This window comes from Marmoricola sp. RAF53 (assembly GCF_052114005.1).
In the GTDB taxonomy this organism is placed as follows: domain Bacteria; phylum Actinomycetota; class Actinomycetes; order Propionibacteriales; family Nocardioidaceae; genus Marmoricola.
On sequence record NZ_JBFRDX010000002.1, the window covers coordinates 259366 to 277909 of the forward strand.

16 protein-coding genes are annotated in these 18544 nt (G+C 72.1%); 11 read left to right on the forward strand and 5 right to left on the reverse strand.

The window, feature by feature from the left end; genetic code table 11:
• The first annotated feature begins 46 nt into the window (after positions 1-46).
• From AB4Y76_RS02885 to atzF, 5 genes are read left to right on the forward strand one after another with little or no spacing between them, the layout of a single operon-like run.
• On the forward strand, positions 47-1624 hold the full coding sequence (locus AB4Y76_RS02885; RefSeq protein WP_441921994.1) for an amino acid permease: 1578 nt from the start codon (positions 47-49) through the stop codon (positions 1622-1624).
• Entirely contained in the window at positions 1621-2373 is a 753-nt protein-coding gene (locus tag AB4Y76_RS02890; RefSeq protein ID WP_441921995.1) for a DUF1989 domain-containing protein, read from the forward strand. The genes AB4Y76_RS02885 and AB4Y76_RS02890 overlap by 4 nt, the downstream gene beginning before the upstream one ends.
• Positions 2370-2996, forward strand: a complete 627-nt coding sequence (locus AB4Y76_RS02895) for an urea amidolyase associated protein UAAP2 (protein ID WP_441921996.1) — start codon at positions 2370-2372, stop codon at positions 2994-2996. The genes AB4Y76_RS02890 and AB4Y76_RS02895 overlap by 4 nt, the downstream gene beginning before the upstream one ends.
• The gene (locus AB4Y76_RS02900; protein WP_441921997.1) at positions 2993-5050 is read left to right on the forward strand and encodes a 5-oxoprolinase/urea amidolyase family protein; all 2058 of its coding nucleotides are present in this window, start codon (positions 2993-2995) and stop codon (positions 5048-5050) included. Before AB4Y76_RS02895 ends, AB4Y76_RS02900 begins: the two co-directional genes overlap by 4 nt.
• A gap of 52 nt (positions 5051-5102) precedes the next feature.
• Positions 5103-6722: an allophanate hydrolase gene (gene atzF, locus AB4Y76_RS02905; protein ID WP_441921998.1), complete on the forward strand. Its 1620-nt coding sequence runs from the start codon at positions 5103-5105 to the stop codon at positions 6720-6722.
• Positions 6723-6726: 4 nt separating this feature from the next.
• On the opposite strand, the gene AB4Y76_RS02910 is transcribed toward atzF, so the two are convergent.
• Positions 6727-7572 carry a phosphatase PAP2 family protein gene (locus AB4Y76_RS02910; RefSeq protein WP_441921999.1) on the reverse strand — a complete coding sequence of 282 codons (846 nt, stop codon included), beginning with the start codon at positions 7570-7572 and terminating at the stop codon, positions 6727-6729.
• A 1-nt stretch (position 7573) separates the two neighbouring features.
• Positions 7574-9202 (reverse strand): MDR family MFS transporter, encoded by a 1629-nt coding sequence (locus AB4Y76_RS02915; protein ID WP_441922000.1) that lies wholly within the window; start codon positions 9200-9202, stop codon positions 7574-7576.
• Between the two features lie 90 nt (positions 9203-9292).
• Here AB4Y76_RS02915 and AB4Y76_RS02920 point away from each other — a divergent pair, with 90 nt between their 5' ends.
• Positions 9293-9892, forward strand: a complete 600-nt coding sequence (locus tag AB4Y76_RS02920) for a TetR/AcrR family transcriptional regulator (protein ID WP_441922001.1) — start codon at positions 9293-9295, stop codon at positions 9890-9892.
• Positions 9893-10097: 205 nt separating this feature from the next.
• Here the strand turns inward: AB4Y76_RS02920 and AB4Y76_RS02925 are convergent, their stop codons facing one another.
• Positions 10098-10871 carry an enoyl-CoA hydratase/isomerase family protein gene (locus AB4Y76_RS02925; protein WP_441922002.1) on the reverse strand — a complete coding sequence of 258 codons (774 nt, stop codon included), beginning with the start codon at positions 10869-10871 and terminating at the stop codon, positions 10098-10100.
• Between the two features lie 43 nt (positions 10872-10914).
• On the opposite strand from AB4Y76_RS02925, the gene AB4Y76_RS02930 reads away from it, so the two are divergent.
• Positions 10915-11700, forward strand: a complete 786-nt coding sequence (locus AB4Y76_RS02930; RefSeq protein WP_441922003.1) for an acyl-CoA thioesterase — start codon at positions 10915-10917, stop codon at positions 11698-11700.
• Between the two features lie 30 nt (positions 11701-11730).
• Here the strand turns inward: AB4Y76_RS02930 and AB4Y76_RS02935 are convergent, their stop codons facing one another.
• Together AB4Y76_RS02935 and npdG are read right to left on the reverse strand one after the other, a co-directional pair.
• Positions 11731-12981: an acyl-CoA dehydrogenase family protein gene (locus tag AB4Y76_RS02935; protein WP_441922004.1), complete on the reverse strand. Its 1251-nt coding sequence runs from the start codon at positions 12979-12981 to the stop codon at positions 11731-11733.
• Positions 12982-12991: 10 nt separating this feature from the next.
• A complete protein-coding gene (npdG, locus tag AB4Y76_RS02940) occupies positions 12992-13675 on the reverse strand; it encodes an NADPH-dependent F420 reductase (RefSeq protein WP_441922005.1) in 684 nt (227 codons plus the stop codon).
• 160 nt (positions 13676-13835) lie between these two features.
• Between npdG and AB4Y76_RS02945 the strand changes: the two genes are divergently transcribed.
• The 4 genes from AB4Y76_RS02945 to AB4Y76_RS02960 are packed head-to-tail and all read left to right on the forward strand — an operon-like array spanning position 13836 to position 18540.
• Positions 13836-14684, forward strand: coding sequence for a nitrilase-related carbon-nitrogen hydrolase (locus AB4Y76_RS02945; protein WP_441922006.1), 849 nt, complete (start codon positions 13836-13838; stop codon positions 14682-14684).
• Between the two features lie 24 nt (positions 14685-14708).
• Positions 14709-16145, forward strand: a complete 1437-nt coding sequence (gene hydA / locus AB4Y76_RS02950) for a dihydropyrimidinase (protein WP_441922007.1) — start codon at positions 14709-14711, stop codon at positions 16143-16145.
• Positions 16146-16153: 8 nt separating this feature from the next.
• A complete protein-coding gene (locus tag AB4Y76_RS02955) occupies positions 16154-17185 on the forward strand; it encodes a TIGR03842 family LLM class F420-dependent oxidoreductase (RefSeq protein WP_441922008.1) in 1032 nt (343 codons plus the stop codon).
• Complete coding sequence (locus tag AB4Y76_RS02960) at positions 17182-18540, forward strand: aspartate aminotransferase family protein (protein ID WP_441922009.1); 1359 nt, start codon at positions 17182-17184, stop codon at positions 18538-18540. Before AB4Y76_RS02955 ends, AB4Y76_RS02960 begins: the two co-directional genes overlap by 4 nt.
• The last annotated feature ends 4 nt before the right edge of the window (positions 18541-18544 follow it).

An 18544-nucleotide genomic window follows, 5' to 3' on the forward strand; every position in this document is an offset into this window, starting at 1 on the left:
GCCCGGGCTGCCGTGCGCGATCCGGGCGAACCCTTCGGAGGTCCCCGTGTCCACCACCACCGTCGATCGGGCCAGCGCCGACGACCTGCACACCTTCGGCTACGCCCAGCAGCTGAACCGCCGCGTCGGCTCCTACGCGTCCTTCGCCGCAGGTTTCTCGTTCGTCTCGATCCTCACCACCGTCTTCCAGCTCTTCGGCCTCGGGTTCAGCTTCGGCGGGCCCGCCTTCTTCTGGACCTGGCCGGCCGTCCTCGCCGGCCAGCTCCTGGTCGCGCTCTGCTTCGCCGAGCTCGCCGCCCAGTACCCGCTCTCCGGCGCCATCTACCAGTGGGCCCGCCGGCTCGGCGGCGCGGTCGTCGGCTGGTGGGCCGGCTGGACGATGGTGATCGCGCAGACGATCACCATCGCCGCCGCCGCGATCGCCCTCCAGGTCGTGCTGCCCGCGGTGTGGTCCGGCTTCCAGATCGTCGGCGACGACCCGGCGCTGACGAGCCCGTCCGGCGCCGCCAACGCGGTCCTGCTCGGCTGCCTCCTGCTCGTCGCCACCACCACCCTGAACGCGGTCAGCGTCCGGATCACCGCGATCGTGAACTCGGTCGGAGTCACCTGCGAGCTGATCGGCATCGCGCTCCTGATCGCGCTCTTCTTCTGGCACGCCGAGCGCGGCCCGTCGGTCGTCCTGCACACCACGAACCTGGACGCGAGCACCGGCTACCTCGCTCCCCTGTTCATCTCCTCGCTGATGGCCGCCTACGTCCTGGTCGGCTTCGACAGCGCCGGCGAGCTCGCCGAGGAGACCCACAAGCCGCGGGCGACCACCCCGCGCACGATCGTCCGGGCGGTCCTCGTCTCCGGACTCGGTGGGGCCTTCCTCATCGTCGCCGCGCTGATGGCGGCGCCCTCGCTGACCGACGGCGACCTCGGTCTCGGCGGCCTGCCCTACGTGATCACCAGCCAGCTCAGCACCCCGATCGGCAAGCTCCTGCTCCTCGACGTCGCGCTCGCCGTCTGCGTCTGCACGCTGGCGATCCAGACCGCCGCCGCGCGGATGATCTTCTCGATGTCGCGCGACGACGTGCTGCCGTTCTCCCGCAGCCTGCGCAAGGTCTCGGCGCGCACCGGCACCCCGGTGATCGCCACCGTGGTCCCCGGCCTCGGCGCCGCCGCCTGCCTGCTGGTCAACGTCGGGAACGCCGGGCTCTTCCTCGGCCTCACCAGCGTCTGCATCATGCTGCTCTACATCGCCTACCTGATGGTCACGGTGCCGTTCCTTGTCCGCCGGTTCCGCGGCACCGCGCCCTCCGGCGGTCTCGACGAGGACGGCCGGCCGCGGTTCTCGCTCGGCCGCTGGGGCCTGCCGGTGAACCTGCTCGCGGTCGGCTACGGCATCGCGATGACGATCAACCTGGGCTGGCCGCGGGCCGCCGTCTACGACCCGGCCGGCGAGGGCTGGCACCTCCACTTCCTGCCGCTGATCACCCTCGCGGTGACGGCCGGCGCGGGCGTCGTCGCCTACCTGGTGCAGCGCACCGCGTACCACCGCGCCATCGGCGAGCCGATCGCCCCGCTCCCCGTCCCGATGCCCGTCGCCCTCCCGCGCCTCACCGTGGAGGAGGAGGCGTGAGCGCCCTGGAGAACGCCGCCGGATACACCCACGAGGTCCCCGGCGGCGCGGCCTGGAGCACCCCGGTCCCCCGCGGCCGGCTGGTCACCCTGACCGCGCTGGGCGCGGGCGCGAACGCCGCGGTGCTGCTGTACGCCGCCGACCGGCTCGACCGGCTCAACGTCCCGGACACGCTCAAGGCGCAGATGTCGGCGTGCGTCCGGCCGCCGATGGTGCTGATGTCCGACCGCGGGCTGGCCCTGGCTTCGGTGGTCGGCTCCACCCTCGACTGGCACGACTGCCTGACCGGCTTCGGGCACGACCGGCACCTGGAGCGGTTCGGCGCGTCGTCGTACGCGACGCACCGCAACGACTGGCGCCGGTCCGCCCGGACCGGCCTGGTCGCCGAGCTCACCAGGCACGGGCTCGGCGAGGCCGACCTGCACGGCTGCGTAAACTTCTTCAGCGCCGTCGTCCCGGCCGACGACGCGCGGGCGACGCTGGCCTACCGGGACGGGCACGCCACCGGCGGCGACACCGTCACGCTGCGCTCCGAGCAGGACCTGCTGCTGGTGCTCAGCACGGCGCCGCACCCGCTCGCCCCGGGCGGGTACGCCCCGGCCGGCGTGCGCGTCGAGGTGACCGAGGCGCCCGCGGTCGTCGCCGGCGACGCCAGCCTGCTGTTCCGGGCCGAGTCGGCCCGGGCGCTGGAGATGACGGCGCGGGTCCACGGCGGGTCGCTCGGGCAGTCCCTGGGGGTGGTCGCATGAGCACCCTCGTCCAGCCCACCGTGGACCTCGACCTGGTGGTCCCGCCGGGCGACGGCGCCCTGATCACCGTCCCCGCCGGCGGCGTGCTGCGGATCGTCGACCTCGAGGGCAACCAGGCCGTCGACACGCTCTTGTACGACGCCCACGACACGGCGAACCGGTACTCCGCGTTCGACACCGTCCGGGAGCAGGCGGCGGTCTACCTGACCACCGGGTCCCGGCTCCTCTCCGGACGGCTCGACGAGCTCGCGGTGATCACCGACGACACCTGCGGACGCCACGACACCGTCGGCGGCGCCTGCGCCCAGGAGTCCAACGTGATCCGGTACGGCGAGCACACCCGGCACCAGCACGCCTGCCGCGAGACCTTCCTCGCCTACGGCGCCCCCGCCGGGATCGGCCAGCGCGACCTCGGACACAACATCAACTTCTTCATGAACGTGCCGGTCGACTCCGACGGCGGGCTGAAGTTCGACGACGGGGTCTCCGCGCCCGGCCGGTACGTCGAGCTGACGGCGTCGCGCGACCTGCTGGTGCTGATCAGCAACTGCCCGCAGCTCAACAACCCCTGCAACGGCTGGAACCCCACCCCGGTGCGGCTGCTCGGGCGGTGGTCGGCATGACCGCGATCCTCGACCGCTCCCCCGAGCCCGGGATCGAACCCGGGATCGAACCCGGGATCGACCCGGTGATCGAAGGCGCGCCGGCACGCGCTGTCCTCACCGTCGAGGCCGCCGGCGTGCAGACCACCGTCCAGGACGAGCGCGGGCGACCGGGACTGTGGGACGTCGGCGTCCCGCCCTCGGGTGCCTTCGACGAGCTCACCTACGCGCTCGTCAACGCCGGCGTCGGCAACCCCGAGCACGCGGCCGGGCTGGAGTGCGTCCTGGTCGGCCCCCGGCTGCGCTTCGGCGCGGACCGGCTGGTCTGCCTCGGCGGCGGCGTGCACGCGGCGACCGTCGACGGCCGGCCGGTGCCGGCCGGCCGGGTCCTCCGGATCCGGGCCGGCTCCGTGCTCGACGTCGGCCCGATCGACGGGCCCGGCATGCGCGGCTACGTCGCGGTCGAGGGCGGCATCGACGTGCCGCGGGTGCTCGGCAGCCGGGCGACCTTCGTCCTCGGCGGGTTCGGCGGCGTGGACGGTCGCGCCCTCGCCGACGGCGACCTCCTCCCCCTGGGCGACCGGGTGAACCTCCGCGCTCCGGTCACCCCGGAGCTGCCGGCGCTGACCGACGCCTGGCAGCTCCGGGTGCTCACCGGCCCGCACGGCGCACCCGAGCACCTCACCGAAGCCGGGATCGCCGCCTTGTTCGGCACCACCTGGACCGTCGACCACCGCGCCGACCGGACCGGGATCCGGCTGCTCGGCCCGGTCCCGGGCTGGGCGCGCGCCGACGGCGGCGAGGCCGGGCTGCACCCGTCCAACGTGCACGACAGCGCCTACCCGGTGGGCGGCATCATGCTCTCCGGCGACACCCCCGTGATCGTCGGCAAGGACGGCCCGTCGTTGGGCGGGTTCGTCGTCCCGGCCGTGGTGATCGAGGCGGACCGCTGGATGCTCGGGCAGCTGCGGCCCGGCGACACCGTGGACCTGGTGCCGGTCACGCCGGAGTCCGCCGAGGCCGCGATGTCCGCGCGCCGTACCTGGCTGGCCGACCTGCGCCAGCCCGCACCGTCGCCGCTCGTCGAGCGCGCGGCCCCGGACCGGTCGGCCGTCCTGCACGCGGCGGACCGGTCCGGGAGCGGGCCGGCGTTCACGATCCGTCGCTCCGGCGACCGCCACGTCCTGGTCGAGGCGGGCGAGTCCGAGCTCGACCTGGCGGTCCGGGTGTGGATCCACCTGCTCGCCGACGCCCTCCGCGCCGACCGCCCGCGCGGCGTCGCCGAGATCGTCGAGGGGGTCCGCTCGCTGCTGGTCGCGGTCGACACCGAGCACCTCGGGGTCACCCGGCTCGGCGACCACCTGGCCGCGCTGGCCTCCGGGCTGGCCGACCCGGAGACGGCGGTGCTGCCGGCCCGCGAGGTCATCCTGCCGATCGCCTTCGACCACCCCGAGGCGCACGAGGCGATGCGCCGGTACGCCGCCGGTGTCCGCCCGGACGCCCCGTGGTGCCCGGACAACGTCGAGTTCATCCGCCGGGTGAACGACCTCGACGAGCGCGCCGAGGTCTTCGACGTCGTCGCGGCCGCGACCTACCTGGTCGTCGGGCTCGGCGACGTCTACCTCGGCGCCCCGGTCGCGGTCCCGATCGACCCCCGGCACCGGCTGGTCACGACCAAGTACAACCCGGCCCGGACCTGGACGCCGCAGAACGCCGTCGGGATCGGCGGCATCTACCTCTGCGTCTACGGGATGGAGGGTCCCGGCGGCTACCAGCTCGTCGGGCGCACCGTCCCCGTCTGGCGGCTGCCGGTGGACGGCCGCACCCGCGACGCGCAGCCGTGGCTGCTGCGCCAGTTCGACCGGCTCCGCTTCACCCCGGTGAGCGCCGAGGAGCTGGCCGACCACCGCGCCGACATCAAGGCGGGCCGCGCCGACCTGGTGACCCGGCCGGCGACCTTCTCGATGCGCGAGGTGCGCACCCTGGAGGACGCGGCCGCGACCGAGATCCGTGAGGTCCGGGCCCGGCGCCGCGCCGCGTTCGACGCCGAGCGGGAGCGGTGGACCCATGAGTGACCCCCAGAGTGAGACCCAGAGTGACCCCCGGAGTGACCCCCGGAGCGACCGCGTGAGCGCGGCCGAGCAGCCGGTCTGGATCAGCCGGCTCGACGACGACCAGCAGGCCCGGTACGCCGGCCGCGGCGGTCCGCTCGACGGGCTCCGCTTCGCGGTCAAGGACAACATCGACCTGGCCGGCCTGCCGACCACGGCCGCGGACCCGCGCCGGACCACTCCGGCGGACACCTCGGCGGAGGCGGTCCAGCGGCTCGTCGACGCAGGAGCCGTCCCGGTCGGGAAGACCAACCTCGACCAGTACGCCACCGGCCTGGTCGGCACCCGGTCGCCGTACGGCGCCTGCCACGCGGTCGACTCGCCGGAGCACGTGAGCGGCGGGTCGAGCTCGGGCAGCGCGGTCGCCGTCGCCGCCGGCCTGGTCGACTTCGCGCTCGGGACCGACACGGCCGGCAGCGGCCGGGTCCCGGCGGCGTTCAACGGGATCGTCGGGATCAAGCCGACCCGGGGCCTCGTCTCGACCCGGGGCGTCGTCCCGGCGTGCCGGTCCCTGGACTGCGTCACCGTGTTCGCCCGCGACGTGGCGACCGCGCGGGCGGCGTACGAGGTGATGGCGGGGTTCGACGCAGAGGATCCGTACGCGCGCCGGGTCACCCCCGCGCCGCTGCCCACCGGTGTCCCGGTCATCGGTGTGCCGGACGCGCCGCTCGGGCTGGACCCGCTGCACGAGGACGCCTGGCGGCGCGCCCGGGCCGACGCCGAACGGATCGGCACGGTGGTGGAGGTCGACGTCAGCGCGCTGCTGGCCGCGGCCGAGCTCCTCTACGGCGGTCCGTGGCTGGCCGAGCGGCTGCTCGCCTTCGGTGACGCGCTCGACGACGATCAGGCGGTCGACCCGGTCGTCCGGTCGATCGTGCTCGGCGGGCGCGGGATCAGCGCGGTCGAGGCGTTCGCCGGGTTCGAGCGGCTCACCGCCCTGGCCCGGGAGGCCGAGGCCGTGTGGACCGGGATCGACGCGCTGCTGCTGCCGGTCACGCCCACGCACCCGACCTTGGCGGAGGTCGCGGCCGAGCCGATCGCGGTCAACACCCGGCTCGGCAGGTTCACCAACATGGCGAACCTGCTGGACCTGTGCGCGGTCGCGTTCCCCGGCCCGCGGCGCGGCGACGGACTGCCCTTCGGCGTCCAGCTGCTCGCCCCGGCCGGGCACGACGACACGGTGGCGGCGCTGGCCGCGACCTGGTGCGGCGAGACCCTGCGGCCGTCCGCGGGCGACCCGACCGAGACCGTCCTGGTGGCGGTCGCCGGCGCGCACCTGACCGGGCAGCCGCTCAACGCCGACCTGGTCGGCCGCGGGGCGACCCTGGTCCGGACCGCACGGATGGCGCCCGGCTACCGGATGTACCTGGTCGACGGCCCGCTCCCCCGTCCCGGCCTCACCCGGCTCCCCGGCGGCGGCGCGGTCCGCGGTCCGGGCCCGGAGGTCGAGGTGTGGCGGCTGCCCGCCCCGGAGCTCGCCGGGTTCGCCGCGACCGTGGCACCGCCGCTGGCGATCGGCCCCGTCGACCTGGCCGACGGCGAGCGCCTGCTCGGCTTCGTCTGCACCGGCGACGGGGTCGACCCGGACCGCGACATCACCGGGTACGGCGGCTGGCGCGCCTACCTGTCCCGCTGAGACGTCAGGAGGCCGGGGACGCGGTCGCGTCCTCGGCCTGCCTGCTGGAAGCGCGCGCGGCGGAGCGCGGCCCGGTCTTTCCGAGGATCCGCCCGATCACCGTGACGATCCCGTACGCCGTCAGGACGCAGAACGCGCCGCCGAGCACGTCGAGCCCGAAGTGGTTCGCCGTCGCGATCACGACCAGCGCCTGCAGGGTCGGGTAGGCCACTGCGGCGATCCGCCACTTCCGGCCGCCGAACCCCCACATCTGGATGCCGCACCACAGCGACCAGCCGAAGTGCAGCGACGGCATCGCGGCGTACTGGTTGGTGGCGTCGCCGAGCCCGCGCGGCGCCGAGGCGGCGTCGCCCCACCAGCCCCAGGCCGAGAACTGCCGCATCACGTCGATCGCGTCGACGTCGGTCACCAGCCGCGGCGGTGCGACCGGGAAATTCGCGTAGCTGACCAGCGCGATCGCGCACGCGATCACCAGCGCCCAGTAGCCGCGCCAGTAGAGCCAGCCGCCGCGCTTGCGGGACAGGATCAGGACGATCGGCGTCATCACGTAGTGCATCAGCGCGTAGAAGTAGCAGGCGCCGACCGCCAGGAAGGTGACCCCGACGATCCAGTGGTTCAGGCCGAGCTCGAACCTGTCGAAGACCCAGCCCTCGATCCGGACGATGTCGTGGGCGTGCGCCATCGCCGCGCCCTTGCTGGCCGGACCGCCGCCGGCGCGGACGATGTTGTAGATGACCGCCAGGCCGACCAGCGCGCCGAGCTCGATGAAGGCGTTGCCGGAGAGCCAACGACGGAACCCGGTATCGGTCCCGGAGGACCGCACCTGGGCGTCGACGTCGGCCACGGCCATCTCAGACTGCCATCCCCTCGACCGCCTCGGCGGCCTCGACCGGGTCGTTCCCGGTGCCCTTCCCCGGGTCGACCGGCGCGTTGCTGGTGCGCAGCGGGACCTGCCGGACGAACCAGGACGCGACGAACCCGAAGACCGTGACGAGCGCGGCCCAGAAGAAGATCGCCTGGGTGCCGTCGGCCACCGCCGACCGGAAGACGTCCTGGACCGCGGGCGGCAGCGACTGGAGCGCGGCCGGCGTGAGGCTGGTCGTGCTCTCGACCGAGATCTTCCCGACTCCCGAGCCGGAGAGCGAGGTGGTCACGTGATGAGCGTAGATCGCTCCGAGCGCCGCCACACCGAGAGAGCCGCCCAGATTTCGGACGAAGGTGGACGTCCCGGTCGCCGAGCCGAGGTCGCGCAGCTCCACGCTGTTCTGCGCGATCAGGTTGGTGGTCTGCATCAGGCAGCCCATCCCGGCGCCGAGCACGACCATGTAGAGGGCGGTGACGCCGGTCGGGGTGTCGAGCCCCATCGTCGAGAAGAGCGCCAGCCCGGTGCCGAGCAGCGCGGTGCCGAGGATCGGGAACGCCTTGTAGTGACCGGTGCGGCTGATCAGCTGACCGCCGCCGATCGAGAAGACCACCGCCGAGAGCATCATCGGCATCAGCAGCAGACCGCTGCTCGTCGCGGACTGGCCCTGGACGAACTGCTGGAACTGCGGCAGGAAGGTGATCGCGCCGAACATCGCGAAGCCGGCGACGAAGCCCATCGCGGTGGCCAGCGAGAAGTTCCGGATCCCGAACAGGTGCAGCCCGATGATCGGGTGGGTGGCCCGGCGCTCGACGAGCAGGAAGGCCACCAGGCCGACCACCGTGATCACCTCGAGGCCGAGGATCTGCACCGAGCCCCAGGCGTACTGGTTGCCGCCCCAGGTGATGGCCAGGATCAGCGCGGTCACCCAGACGGTCAGCACGGCGGCGCCGGCCCAGTCGACGGCGACCTTGTCGTCGCCCTTCTGCTCGTGGGTCAGGTGCAGCGTCGACCAGATCACGAACAGCGAGATGATCCCGAGCGGGATGTTGACGTAGAACGCCCAGCGCCAGGAGGCGTGGTCGGTGATGAAGCCGCCGATCAGCGGGCCGGCGATCATCGCGGCCGGCATGACGGCCATCATCACGCCGATGTACTTGCCGCGCTCGCGGGGCGAGAGCAGCATCCCGATGACCGACATGATCCCGACGATCAGGCCGCCGGCGCCGATGCCCTGGAAGGCCCGGAACAGGATCAGCTGGGTCATGTCCTGGGAGACGCCGCAGAGGGCGGAGCCGATCAGGAACAGCACGATCGAGGTCATGAAGGTGAGCTTGTGGCCGAAGAGGTCGCCGAGCTTGCCCCAGATCGGGGTGGCGATCGTCGAGGCCAGGATGTACGCCGTGACCACCCAGGAGAGGTGGTTGAGCCCACCGAGGTCGCCGACGATGGTCGGCAGGGCCGGCGCGACGATCATGTTGTCGAGCTGGGCGAGCAGCATCGCGATCATCAGACCGCTCATCGCGGTCAGGATCTGACGCGGCGTCAGCTGCGAACCCGCCCCGGACTCGGACGGAGCGGACGCAGCCTCGGAGACCGCCTGCTCGGCGTGGGCCATCGTGTGCTTCCCCAGACATTTCGTGACGTGCTTACCGATCGGTAAAATATCTACTTACCGTTCGGTCAGCAAGCGAATATGCTCATCCGCGTGAATCAGCAGAGCGCCGTCGTCACCGACGGTCCGGCCCCGGGACCGGTCCAGAGCACCCGTGACCGGATCCTCGACGCGGCCCTGCTGCTCTTCGCCGAGAAGGGGTACGAGGCGACCTCGATGCGCGAGATCGCCGAGCAGCTCGGGATGACCAAGCCGGCGCTCTACTACCACTTCGCCGGCAAGGAGGACATCGTCCGGGCCCTGCTGGTGGACATCGAGACCCAGGTCGGCGACCTCGTCGCCTGGGCCCGGACCCAGTCGCTGGACCCCAGCCTGCGCCGGACCGTGCTGGACCGCTGGACCGACATCATGCAGGCGCACGGGATCACCGCGTTCCGGTTCGTGGTCGCCAACCGGCACATCGTCCACGAGGTCAGCCCCGACCGGAGCAGCATGGTCAGCGCCATGCACGAGCTCTACGAGCTGCTGGCCCCCGCGCACGCGAGCGTCGAGGAGCAGCTCCGCGTCCGGATGGCGCTGATGGCGGTCAACATGGCCGGCCTGGTCGGCGCCGACATCGCCGCGCCGGACGAGGAGATCCTCGCGACCGCGCGCCGGCTCGCCCTCGAGCTGATGCCCGGCTCCGCGGACTGAGGACCCGGTCCGCACCGCAATTGCGGTCTCGTTGCGCACGCTGGTTGCCGCCGCCGCGTGGCCCCACCAGACTCCTCCTGTACGGCGACGTGGGGCCCGCGCCCCTCGGGGGAGGGGCGGGAACGGCCGCCGTTCTGAGGTCGTTCGGGCCCGGGCCGTGCGAGTGGGGGAAGATCGGGTCTCGCGTCCCCGGCCCGGACGGCCGTCAGCCGTTGAACCGCGGCGCCCGCTTCTCCAGGAACGCCTGCACGCCCTCGCGACCGTCCGGCTCGGCCGCCCGCTCCCGGATCGACAGCGTCTCGGCCCGCAGCGCGCTCTCCGGCGCGTCCTCGGCGGCGTCGCGGAGCAGCCGCTTCGTGGCGGCGAACGCACCGGCCGGCCCGGCCGCGAGCGTCGCGGCCAGGGCGTCGGYCGCCTCGGCGAGCTCGTCGTCCTCGTAGAGCCGGGAGACCAGACCGGTGCCGAGCGCCTCCTCGGCGTCCATCACGTCGTTGAGCAGCGCCAGCCGCAGCGTCCGGTGCAGGCCGAGCGAGTTCACCAGCAGGCTGGTGCCGCCGTCGACGCTCAGCCCGATCTTGGTGTAGCCCAGGGTGAACTTCGCCTTCCGCCCGGCGAGCACCACGTCGGCCGCGGCGGCGAGCGGGAAGCCCGCGCCGGCCGCCGGGCCCTGGACCACCGACACCACGACCGCGGGGCTGCGGACGAGCTCGCTGACCGTGCGGTGCAGCTGCTCGGCGAGGTCGTCGATGAACGCGCTCACGTCGTCCTGCGCACCGAAGGCGGAGACGTCACCGCCGACGCTGAAGAAGCGCCCGGTCGAGGACAGCAGGATCACCCGGGCGCTGTCGGCGCCGGCCCGGCGTACGGCGGCGTGCAGCTCGGCGACCTGGTCCAGGTGGATCGGGTTCCCGCGGTCGGCGTCGACCAGCGTGATCCGGGCGATCCCGTCGGCGAAGGCGTAGGAGACGTAGGTGCTCATGCGGTGAAGGCTAGGGCGCGACGGCTCGGTAGCGTGCGGCCGCATGAGCCCTGAGACGCGTCCTGAGACGCTGCTGGACCTGCTCGACCTGGAACGGCTCGGCGACGACCGCTTCCGGGCGAACGCGGTCTTCGCCGAGGAGCACGCGCTCTACGGCGGCCAGGTCGCGGCGCAGGCGCTGCTGGTGGCCGGCCGCACCGTCGAGGACGACCGGCTGCCGCACTCGCTGCACGGCTACTTCCTCCGTGCCGGCGACCCGTCGCAGCCGACCGAGTTCCGCGTCGACCGGGACCGCGACGGCCGGTCCTTCTCGGCCCGCCGGGTCGTGGCCGTCCAGCGCGACGAGGTGATCTTCTCGATGTCCTCCTCGTTCGCCGTCCCGGGTCCGGGGATGGACGAGCAGGCCGAGTCGCTGCCGGAGGTCACCGGCCCCGAGGAGTCGCTGCACTGGGAGGCGCCGCGGCTGTTCTCACTGGCGGCGCGGATCCCGCCGGAGGACGGGATCAAGGAGTGGCCGAGCCGGTTCTGGTCCCGGTTCACCGCCGGCATCGGCGACGACCCGTTGCTGAACGCGGTGGCGATGACCTACCTGACCGACTTCTCCGCCGCCCTGCACACCTTCGAGACCGACGGCTTCCTGCCCGCGGCCAGCCTCGACCACGCGGTCTGGTTCCACCGGCCGGTACGGATGGACGACTGGGTCTTCACGACGTACGACGGCACCACCATCGCCGGCAACCGCGGCCTGTACACGGGGTCCTACTTCGACCGGGACGGCCGCCTGGTCGCCTCGATGGCGCAGGAGGCGCTGTACCGGAAGGTGCGCTAGGGGTTTCGAGACAGGCGCTGCGCGCCTTCCTCAACCAGCGTCGGGGAACAACGGGGTCCGGCCGAGCTCGGCCCGGGCCAGCGTGGTCAGGTGGACGTCGTCCGGACCGTCGAAGAGCCGCATCGCCCGGTGCCAGCCCCACATCCGGGCGAGCGGGGTGTCGTCGGAGACACCGGCCCCGCCGTGGACCTGGATGGCACGGTCGATCACCTGGAGCACGGTCCGCGGCACCGACACCTTCGCCTCGGCGATGACGTGCCGCGCCGCCTTGTTGCCCTCGGTGTCGATGATGTGCGCGGCGGCGTGGCAGAGCGCCCGGGCCTGGTCGAGCGCGATCCGGGACTCCGCGATCGCCTCCCGCACGGTCCCCTGCTCGGCCAGCGGCTTGCCGAAGGCGACCCGGTCCTTCGTCCGGGCGACCATCAGCGCGAGTGCCCGCTCCCCCGCGCCGAGCGCGCGCATCACGTGGTGGATCCGGCCCGGGCCGAGCCGGGCCTGCGCGGCCGCGAAGCCGCCGCCCTCCTCGCCGATGATGTTGCTCACCGGCACCCGGACGTCGGTGAAGGTGAGCTCGACGTGGCCGTGCTGGTCGTGGTGGCCGAAGACCGGGAGGTCCCGGACGATCTCGACGCCGGGGGTGTCCATCGGCACGATCACCATCGACTGCTGCCGGTGTGTCGCGGCCTCCGGGTCGGTCTTGCCCATCACGATCAGGACCGCGCAGCGCGGGTCGGCCGCGCCGCTGATCCACCACTTGCGGCCGTTGATCACGTACTCGTCGCCGTCGCGCTCGATCCGGGTCTCGATGTTCGTCGCGTCGCTGCTCGCCACCGCCGGCTCGGTCATCGCGAACGCCGAGCGGATCGACCCGTCCAGCAGCGGCTCCAGCCACTGCTTCTTCTGCTCCTCGGTGCCGAGCAGGTGCAGCAGCTCCATGTTGCCGGTGTCCGGCGCCTGGCAGTTCAGCGCTTCCGGCGCCAGGTCGAGCGACCACCCGGTGAGCTCGGCGATCGGCGCGTACTCCAGCTGGGTCAGGCCCGACTCGTGCGGCAGGAAGAGGTTCCAGAGCCCGCGCCGCTTCGCGAGGACCTTGAGCTCCTCGACCTGCGGCGGGACGTCGTGGTCGTCGGCTCCGGCGCCGTGCCGGAACGCCTCGTAGGCCGCCTCGCGCGGGAAGACCTCGTCGCGCAGGAACGCGAGCAGGTCCTCGTGCAGCGCGAGCGCCTTCGCCGAGGGAGCGGCGTACGCCGGGTACATCCGGCCGTCCAGAGCGCCCGTCATGTCGCGCTGCTCAGACGTCCGTGACCCGGACGCCGGCGTGCGCCTTGTAGCGCCGGTTCATGCTGATCAGGTTCGCGGTCAGCGCCTCGACCTGGTGCGCGTTCCGGCGGCGACCGCCGTACACGCCGCGGACGCCGGGGATGGTGTCGGCCAGCGCCTGCACCAGGTCGGTCGCTTCGCGCTCGTCACCGAGGACCAGCACGTCGGTCTCGATGGTGGCGACCTCGGGGTCCTCCAGCAGCACCGCGGAGACGTTGTGGAACGCACCGACGACGGTCGAGTCGGTGAGGATCGCGGCGGCCTGCTCGGTCGCCGACCCCTCCTCCACCTCGAGGGCGTAGGCACCCTGCTTGTCGAAGCCGAGCGGGTTCACGCAGTCGACGACGACCTTGCCGGCGAGCGCGCCCTTCAGGCTGGTGAGCAGCTCGCCGTGGCCCTCCCAGGGCACCACGACCAGGACGACGTCGCCCTGCTCGGCGGCGGCCAGGTTGTCGGCGCCGGTGACGGTGACGCCGATCGCCGCGGAGAGCTCGGCGGCGACGCCGGCGCTCTTCTCGGCGCTCCGGCCACCGATGACGACGGTGAGCCCGGCCCGGGCGAACCGCCGGGCCAGGCCGCGGCCCTGCGGGCCGGTACCGCCGAGCACGGCGAAGGTCAGGGCGGACAGGTCGGGAGCGGTCACGTCGGAAGTCACGCCTCAGAGAGTACGACCCGCATCACCGCGGCCGGCAGGGCGTCCGAAACCGGAGAAAATCAACCCGCGACTCGGGGTGCCCCCGCGTGATAGACCGGGAACCCGGACTTTCGTCGGGAGACGAAGTCCCAGGGGAGCGAAGCGACCGACTGGAGGCGGAATGACCCTGGTGCGCGCAGCGATCTCGCAGACGACCTGGACCGGCGACAAGGCGTCCATGCTGGACCGTCACGAGCAGTTCGCCCGGGACGCGGCCGAGCAGGGCGCCCAGGTGATGTGCTTCCAGGAGCTCTTCTACGGGCCCTACTTCGGCATCACCCAGGACAAGAAGTACTACGAGTACGCCGAGCCCGCCGACGGGCCGATCGTGCAGCGGTTCGCGGCGCTGGCCAAGGAGCTCGGCCTGGTCACGATCCTGCCGATCTACGAGGAGGAGCAGACGGGGGTCTACTACAACACCGCGGTCGTGGTCGACGCCGACGGCACCGTCCTCGGCAAGTACCGCAAGCACCACATCCCGCACGTCGAGAAGTTCTGGGAGAAGTTCTACTTCCGCCCCGGCAACCTCGGCTACCCGGTCTTCGACACCGCGGTCGGCAAGGTCGGCACCTACATCTGCTACGACCGGCACTTCCCCGAGGGCTGGCGCGAGCTGGGCCTGAACGGCGCGCACCTGGTCTTCAACCCGAACGCCACCAAGCCCGGCCTCTCCAACCGGCTCTGGGAGGTCGAGGGGCCGTGCGCCGCGGTCGCCAACGGCTACTTCGTGCTGCAGCCCAACCGGGTCGGCCTGGAGGACAACGAGTACGGCGACGAGGCGGTCAACTTCTACGGCACCAGCCAGGTGATCGACCCGCGCGGCAATTTCGTCGGCGCGCTGGGCAGCAGCGAGAAGGAGGAGCTGCTGGTCCGCGACCTCGACCTGGACATGGTCCGGCAGATGCGCGACGACTGGCAGTTCTACCGCGACCGCCGGCCGGACTCCTACACCCGGATCGCCCAGCCGTGAAGACCCGGCCGTGAGGAGAGCCGCATGACCACGCTGATCAAGAACGGCACGGTGGTCAACGCCACCGGCGCGCACGCCGCGGACGTCCTGGTCGACGGCGAGAAGATCGTCGCGCTGCTCTCCCCCGGCTCGAACGCGCCGGGCTCGATCCTGGGGACGATCGACGCGGACACCGTGATCGACGCGGCCGGGAAGTACGTCATCCCCGGTGGGGTCGACGCGCACACCCACATGGAGCTCCCGTTCGGCGGCACCAACGCCTCGGACACCTTCGAGACCGGCACCCGGGCCGCGGCCTGGGGCGGCACCACCACGATCATCGACTTCGCGGTCCAGCGCACCGGCGAGCGGGTCGAGGACGGCCTCGCCGCCTGGCACGCGAAGGCCGACGGGAACTGCGCGGTCGACTACGGCTTCCACCAGATCATCGGCGGCGTCGACGAGTTCTCGCTGAAGTCGATGGAGACCCTCGTCGCCGAGGGCATCACCAGCTACAAGCTGTTCATGGCCTACCCGGGCGTCTTCTACAGCGACGACGCCCAGATCCTGCAGGCGATGCAGAAGGCCGCCGACCTCGGCCTGCTCACGATGATGCACGCCGAGAACGGCCCGGCGATCGACGTCCTCGCCGAACAGCTCGTCAACCAGGGAAAAACCGATCCGTACTACCACGGCATCGCCCGCGCCTGGCAGATGGAGGAGGAGGCCACCCACCGGGCGATCATGCTGGCCGACCTCACCGGCGCTCCCCTCTACGTCGTGCACGTCTCGGCGAAGCAGGCCGTCGAGCAGCTCGCCTGGGCCCGGGACCGCGGCAAGAACGTCTTCGGCGAGACCTGCCCGCAGTACCTCTACCTCTCCCTGGAGGAACAGCTCGGCGCCCGCAGCGACGAGTTCGGCGCCTTCGAGGGCGCGAAGTGGGTCTGCTCGACACCGCTGCGCTCCCGCGCCGAGGGCCACCAGGACGCGATGTGGCAGGCGCTGCGGACCAACGACCTGCAGATGGTCTCGACCGATCACTGCCCGTTCTGCATGAAGGAGCAGAAGGAGCTCGGGCTCGGCGACTTCCGGGCCATCCCCAACGGGATCGGCTCGATCGAGCACCGGATGGACCTGATGTACCAGGGCGTCGTGACCGGCGAGATCACCCTGGAGCGCTGGGTCGAGCTGACCTCGACGACGCCGGCGCGGATGTTCGGCCTCTACGGCCAGAAGGGCGTGATCGCCCCGGGCGCCGACGCCGACATCGTGGTCTACGACCCGCACGGGCACACCTCGATCGGGATCGACGGCAAGCACCACATGAACATGGACCACTCCGCGTGGGAGGGCTTCGAGATCGACGGCAGCGTCGACGTCGTGCTGTCCCGCGGGTCGGTCCTGGTCCAGGACGGCGCCTACTCGGGGCGGCCCGGCCACGGGAAGTACCTCAAGCGGGGCTTGAGCCAGTACCTGATCTAGGAGATCCCATGGACTTCGGCGTCGTCCTGCAGACCAACCCGCCCGCCTGGCGGACCGTGGCGCTGGCCAAGCTCGCCGAGGAGCACGGCTTCGACTACGTCTGGACCTTCGACTCGCACCTGCTCTGGCAGGAGCCCTACGTCATCTACAGCCAGATCCTGGCCGAGACCAACCGGGTCGTCGTCGGGCCGATGGTGACCAACCCGGCCACCCGGGACTGGACCGTGACGGCGTCGGTGTTCGCCACCCTCAACGAGATGTACGGCAACCGCACCGTGGTCGGGATAGGGCGCGGCGACTCGGCCGTCCGGGTGCTCAACGGCCGGCCGACCACGCTCAAGGAGGTCGCCGAGGCCACCCACGTGATCCGCGAGCTCGGCAACTGCCGGTCGGTCGAGCTGAACGGCTCGACGCTGCAGTTCCCGTGGGCGCGGACCTCCGCGCTCGAGGTCTGGGTGGCGGCGTACGGGCCGATGGCGCTGCGGACCGCCGGCGAGATCGGCGACGGCTACATCCTCCAGCTCGCCGACGTCGACATCGCGAAGTGGATGATCACGCAGGTGCGGACGGCCGCCGAGAACGCCGGCCGGGACCCGGACGCGATCACCTTCTGCGTCGCGGCGCCGGCGTACGTCGGGACGACCGGGTCCGACGAGGAGCGCGTGCACATGCGCGACCAATGCAGATGGTTTGGTGGCATGGTGGGCAACCACGTTGCGGATATCGTCGCCAAATACGGGGAGGGCAACGATTTCCCCAAAGTGTTGACCGACTACATTGCTGGCCGGGAGGACTACGACTACAACGAGCACGGCCGGGCGGGGAACACCCACACCCAGTTCGTGCCCGACGAGATCGTCGACCGGTTCTGCCTCCTCGGCACCGCCGAGGAGCACATCGCCCAGCTCGAGGAGCTCAAGGCGATCGGCGTGGACCAGTTCGCGGTCTACCTGCAGCACGACAACAAGGAGGAGACCTTGCGCCAGTACGGCGAGACGATCATCCCGGCCCTGCGCGACCACGTGACGGCCAAGGCATGAGCGCCCCCGAAACTGCCCCGGAAACAGCCCCGGAAACAGCCCCGGGGCAGAACGAGCTCGACGAGCGGGCCGCGGAGCTCGACCGCGAGCACGTCTTCCACTCCTGGTCCGCCCAGGGCGCGCTGCAGCCGTTCGTGCTGGCCGGCGGCTCCGGCTGCCGCGCCTGGGACCATGCCGGGCGCAGCTACCTGGACTTCTCCAGCCAGCTGGTGAACCTCAACATCGGCCACCAGCACCCGAAGGTCGTGGCCGCGATCCGCGAGCAGGCCGAGCAGCTCGCCACCGTCGCCCCCGCGACCGCGCACCTGGTCCGCGGCGAGGCGGCGAAGCGGATCGCCGCGCGGGCGCCGGACGGGTTGCGGAAGGTCTTCTTCACCAACGGCGGCGCCGACGCCAACGAGAACGCGATCCGGATGGCCCGGCTGCACACCGGGCGCGACAAGGTGCTGTCGACGTACCGGAGCTACCACGGCAACACCGGGGCCGCGGTCGTCGCGACCGGCGACTGGCGCCGGGTGCCCAACGAGTTCGCCCGCGGGCACGTGCACTTCTTCGGGCCCTACCTGTACCGCAGCGAGTTCTGGGCGAAGACGCCCGAGCAGGAGGGCGAGCGCGCCCTGCAGCACCTGCGCCGCGTCGTCGAGGCCGAGGGACCGTCCGGCATCGCGGCGATCCTGCTGGAGACCATCCCGGGGACCGCCGGGATCATGATGCCTCCGCCGGGCTACCTCGCCGGCGTCCGCGAGCTCGCCTCGAAGCACGGCATCGTGCTGATCCTGGACGAGGTGATGGCCGGCTTCGGCCGCACCGGCGAGTGGTTCGCCTTCGACCCGTACGACGTCGTCCCCGACCTGATCACCTTCGCCAAGGGCGTGAACTCGGGCTACGTCCCGGTCGGCGGCGTGATCATCGGCGACCACATCGCCGCCGACTTCGACGACACCGTCTTCCCCGGCGGGCTGACCTACTCCGGGCACCCGCTGGCGGCGGCCTCGATCGTGGCCGCGCTGGACGCGATGGAGGACGAGGGCATCGTCGCGAACGCGAAGGCCGTCGGCCGCGACCACATCGGCCCGGCGCTGGAGGCCCTCGCCGAGAAGCACGAGATCGTCGGGGAGGTCCGCGGCACGGGCGTCTTCTGGGCGATGGAGCTCGTCGCCGACCGGGACACCCGCGAGCCCGTGCCCGCCGCCGTGATGGGCCGGATCAAGGCCGAGTTGCTGCAGCGCGGCGTGCTGCCGTTCCTCGCCGACAACCGGATCCACGTGGTCCCGCCCTGCATCGTCACCCCCGACGAGGTCGCCGAGGCCGTCCAGGCCTACGACGAGGTCCTCGGGCTCGACCTCCTCAGCTGACCTC

Excerpts from the sequence above, each read along its gene's own strand:
- hydA (WP_441922007.1), top strand. The coding sequence starts at position 14,709 with ATGACCACGCTGATCAAGAACGGCACGGTGGTCAACGCCACCGGCGCG.
- AB4Y76_RS02910 (WP_441921999.1), bottom strand. The coding sequence starts at position 7,572 with ATGGCCGTGGCCGACGTCGACGCCCAGGTGCGGTCCTCCGGGACCGAT.
- AB4Y76_RS02960 (WP_441922009.1), top strand. The coding sequence starts at position 17,182 with ATGAGCGCCCCCGAAACTGCCCCGGAAACAGCCCCGGAAACAGCCCCG.
- AB4Y76_RS02900 (WP_441921997.1), top strand. The coding sequence starts at position 2,993 with ATGACCGCGATCCTCGACCGCTCCCCCGAGCCCGGGATCGAACCCGGG.
- AB4Y76_RS02955 (WP_441922008.1), top strand. The coding sequence starts at position 16,154 with ATGGACTTCGGCGTCGTCCTGCAGACCAACCCGCCCGCCTGGCGGACC.
- AB4Y76_RS02930 (WP_441922003.1), top strand. The coding sequence starts at position 10,915 with ATGAGCCCTGAGACGCGTCCTGAGACGCTGCTGGACCTGCTCGACCTG.
- AB4Y76_RS02915 (WP_441922000.1), bottom strand. The coding sequence starts at position 9,202 with ATGGCCCACGCCGAGCAGGCGGTCTCCGAGGCTGCGTCCGCTCCGTCC.
- AB4Y76_RS02895 (WP_441921996.1), top strand. The coding sequence starts at position 2,370 with ATGAGCACCCTCGTCCAGCCCACCGTGGACCTCGACCTGGTGGTCCCG.
- AB4Y76_RS02945 (WP_441922006.1), top strand. The coding sequence starts at position 13,836 with ATGACCCTGGTGCGCGCAGCGATCTCGCAGACGACCTGGACCGGCGAC.
- AB4Y76_RS02935 (WP_441922004.1), bottom strand. The coding sequence starts at position 12,981 with ATGACGGGCGCTCTGGACGGCCGGATGTACCCGGCGTACGCCGCTCCC.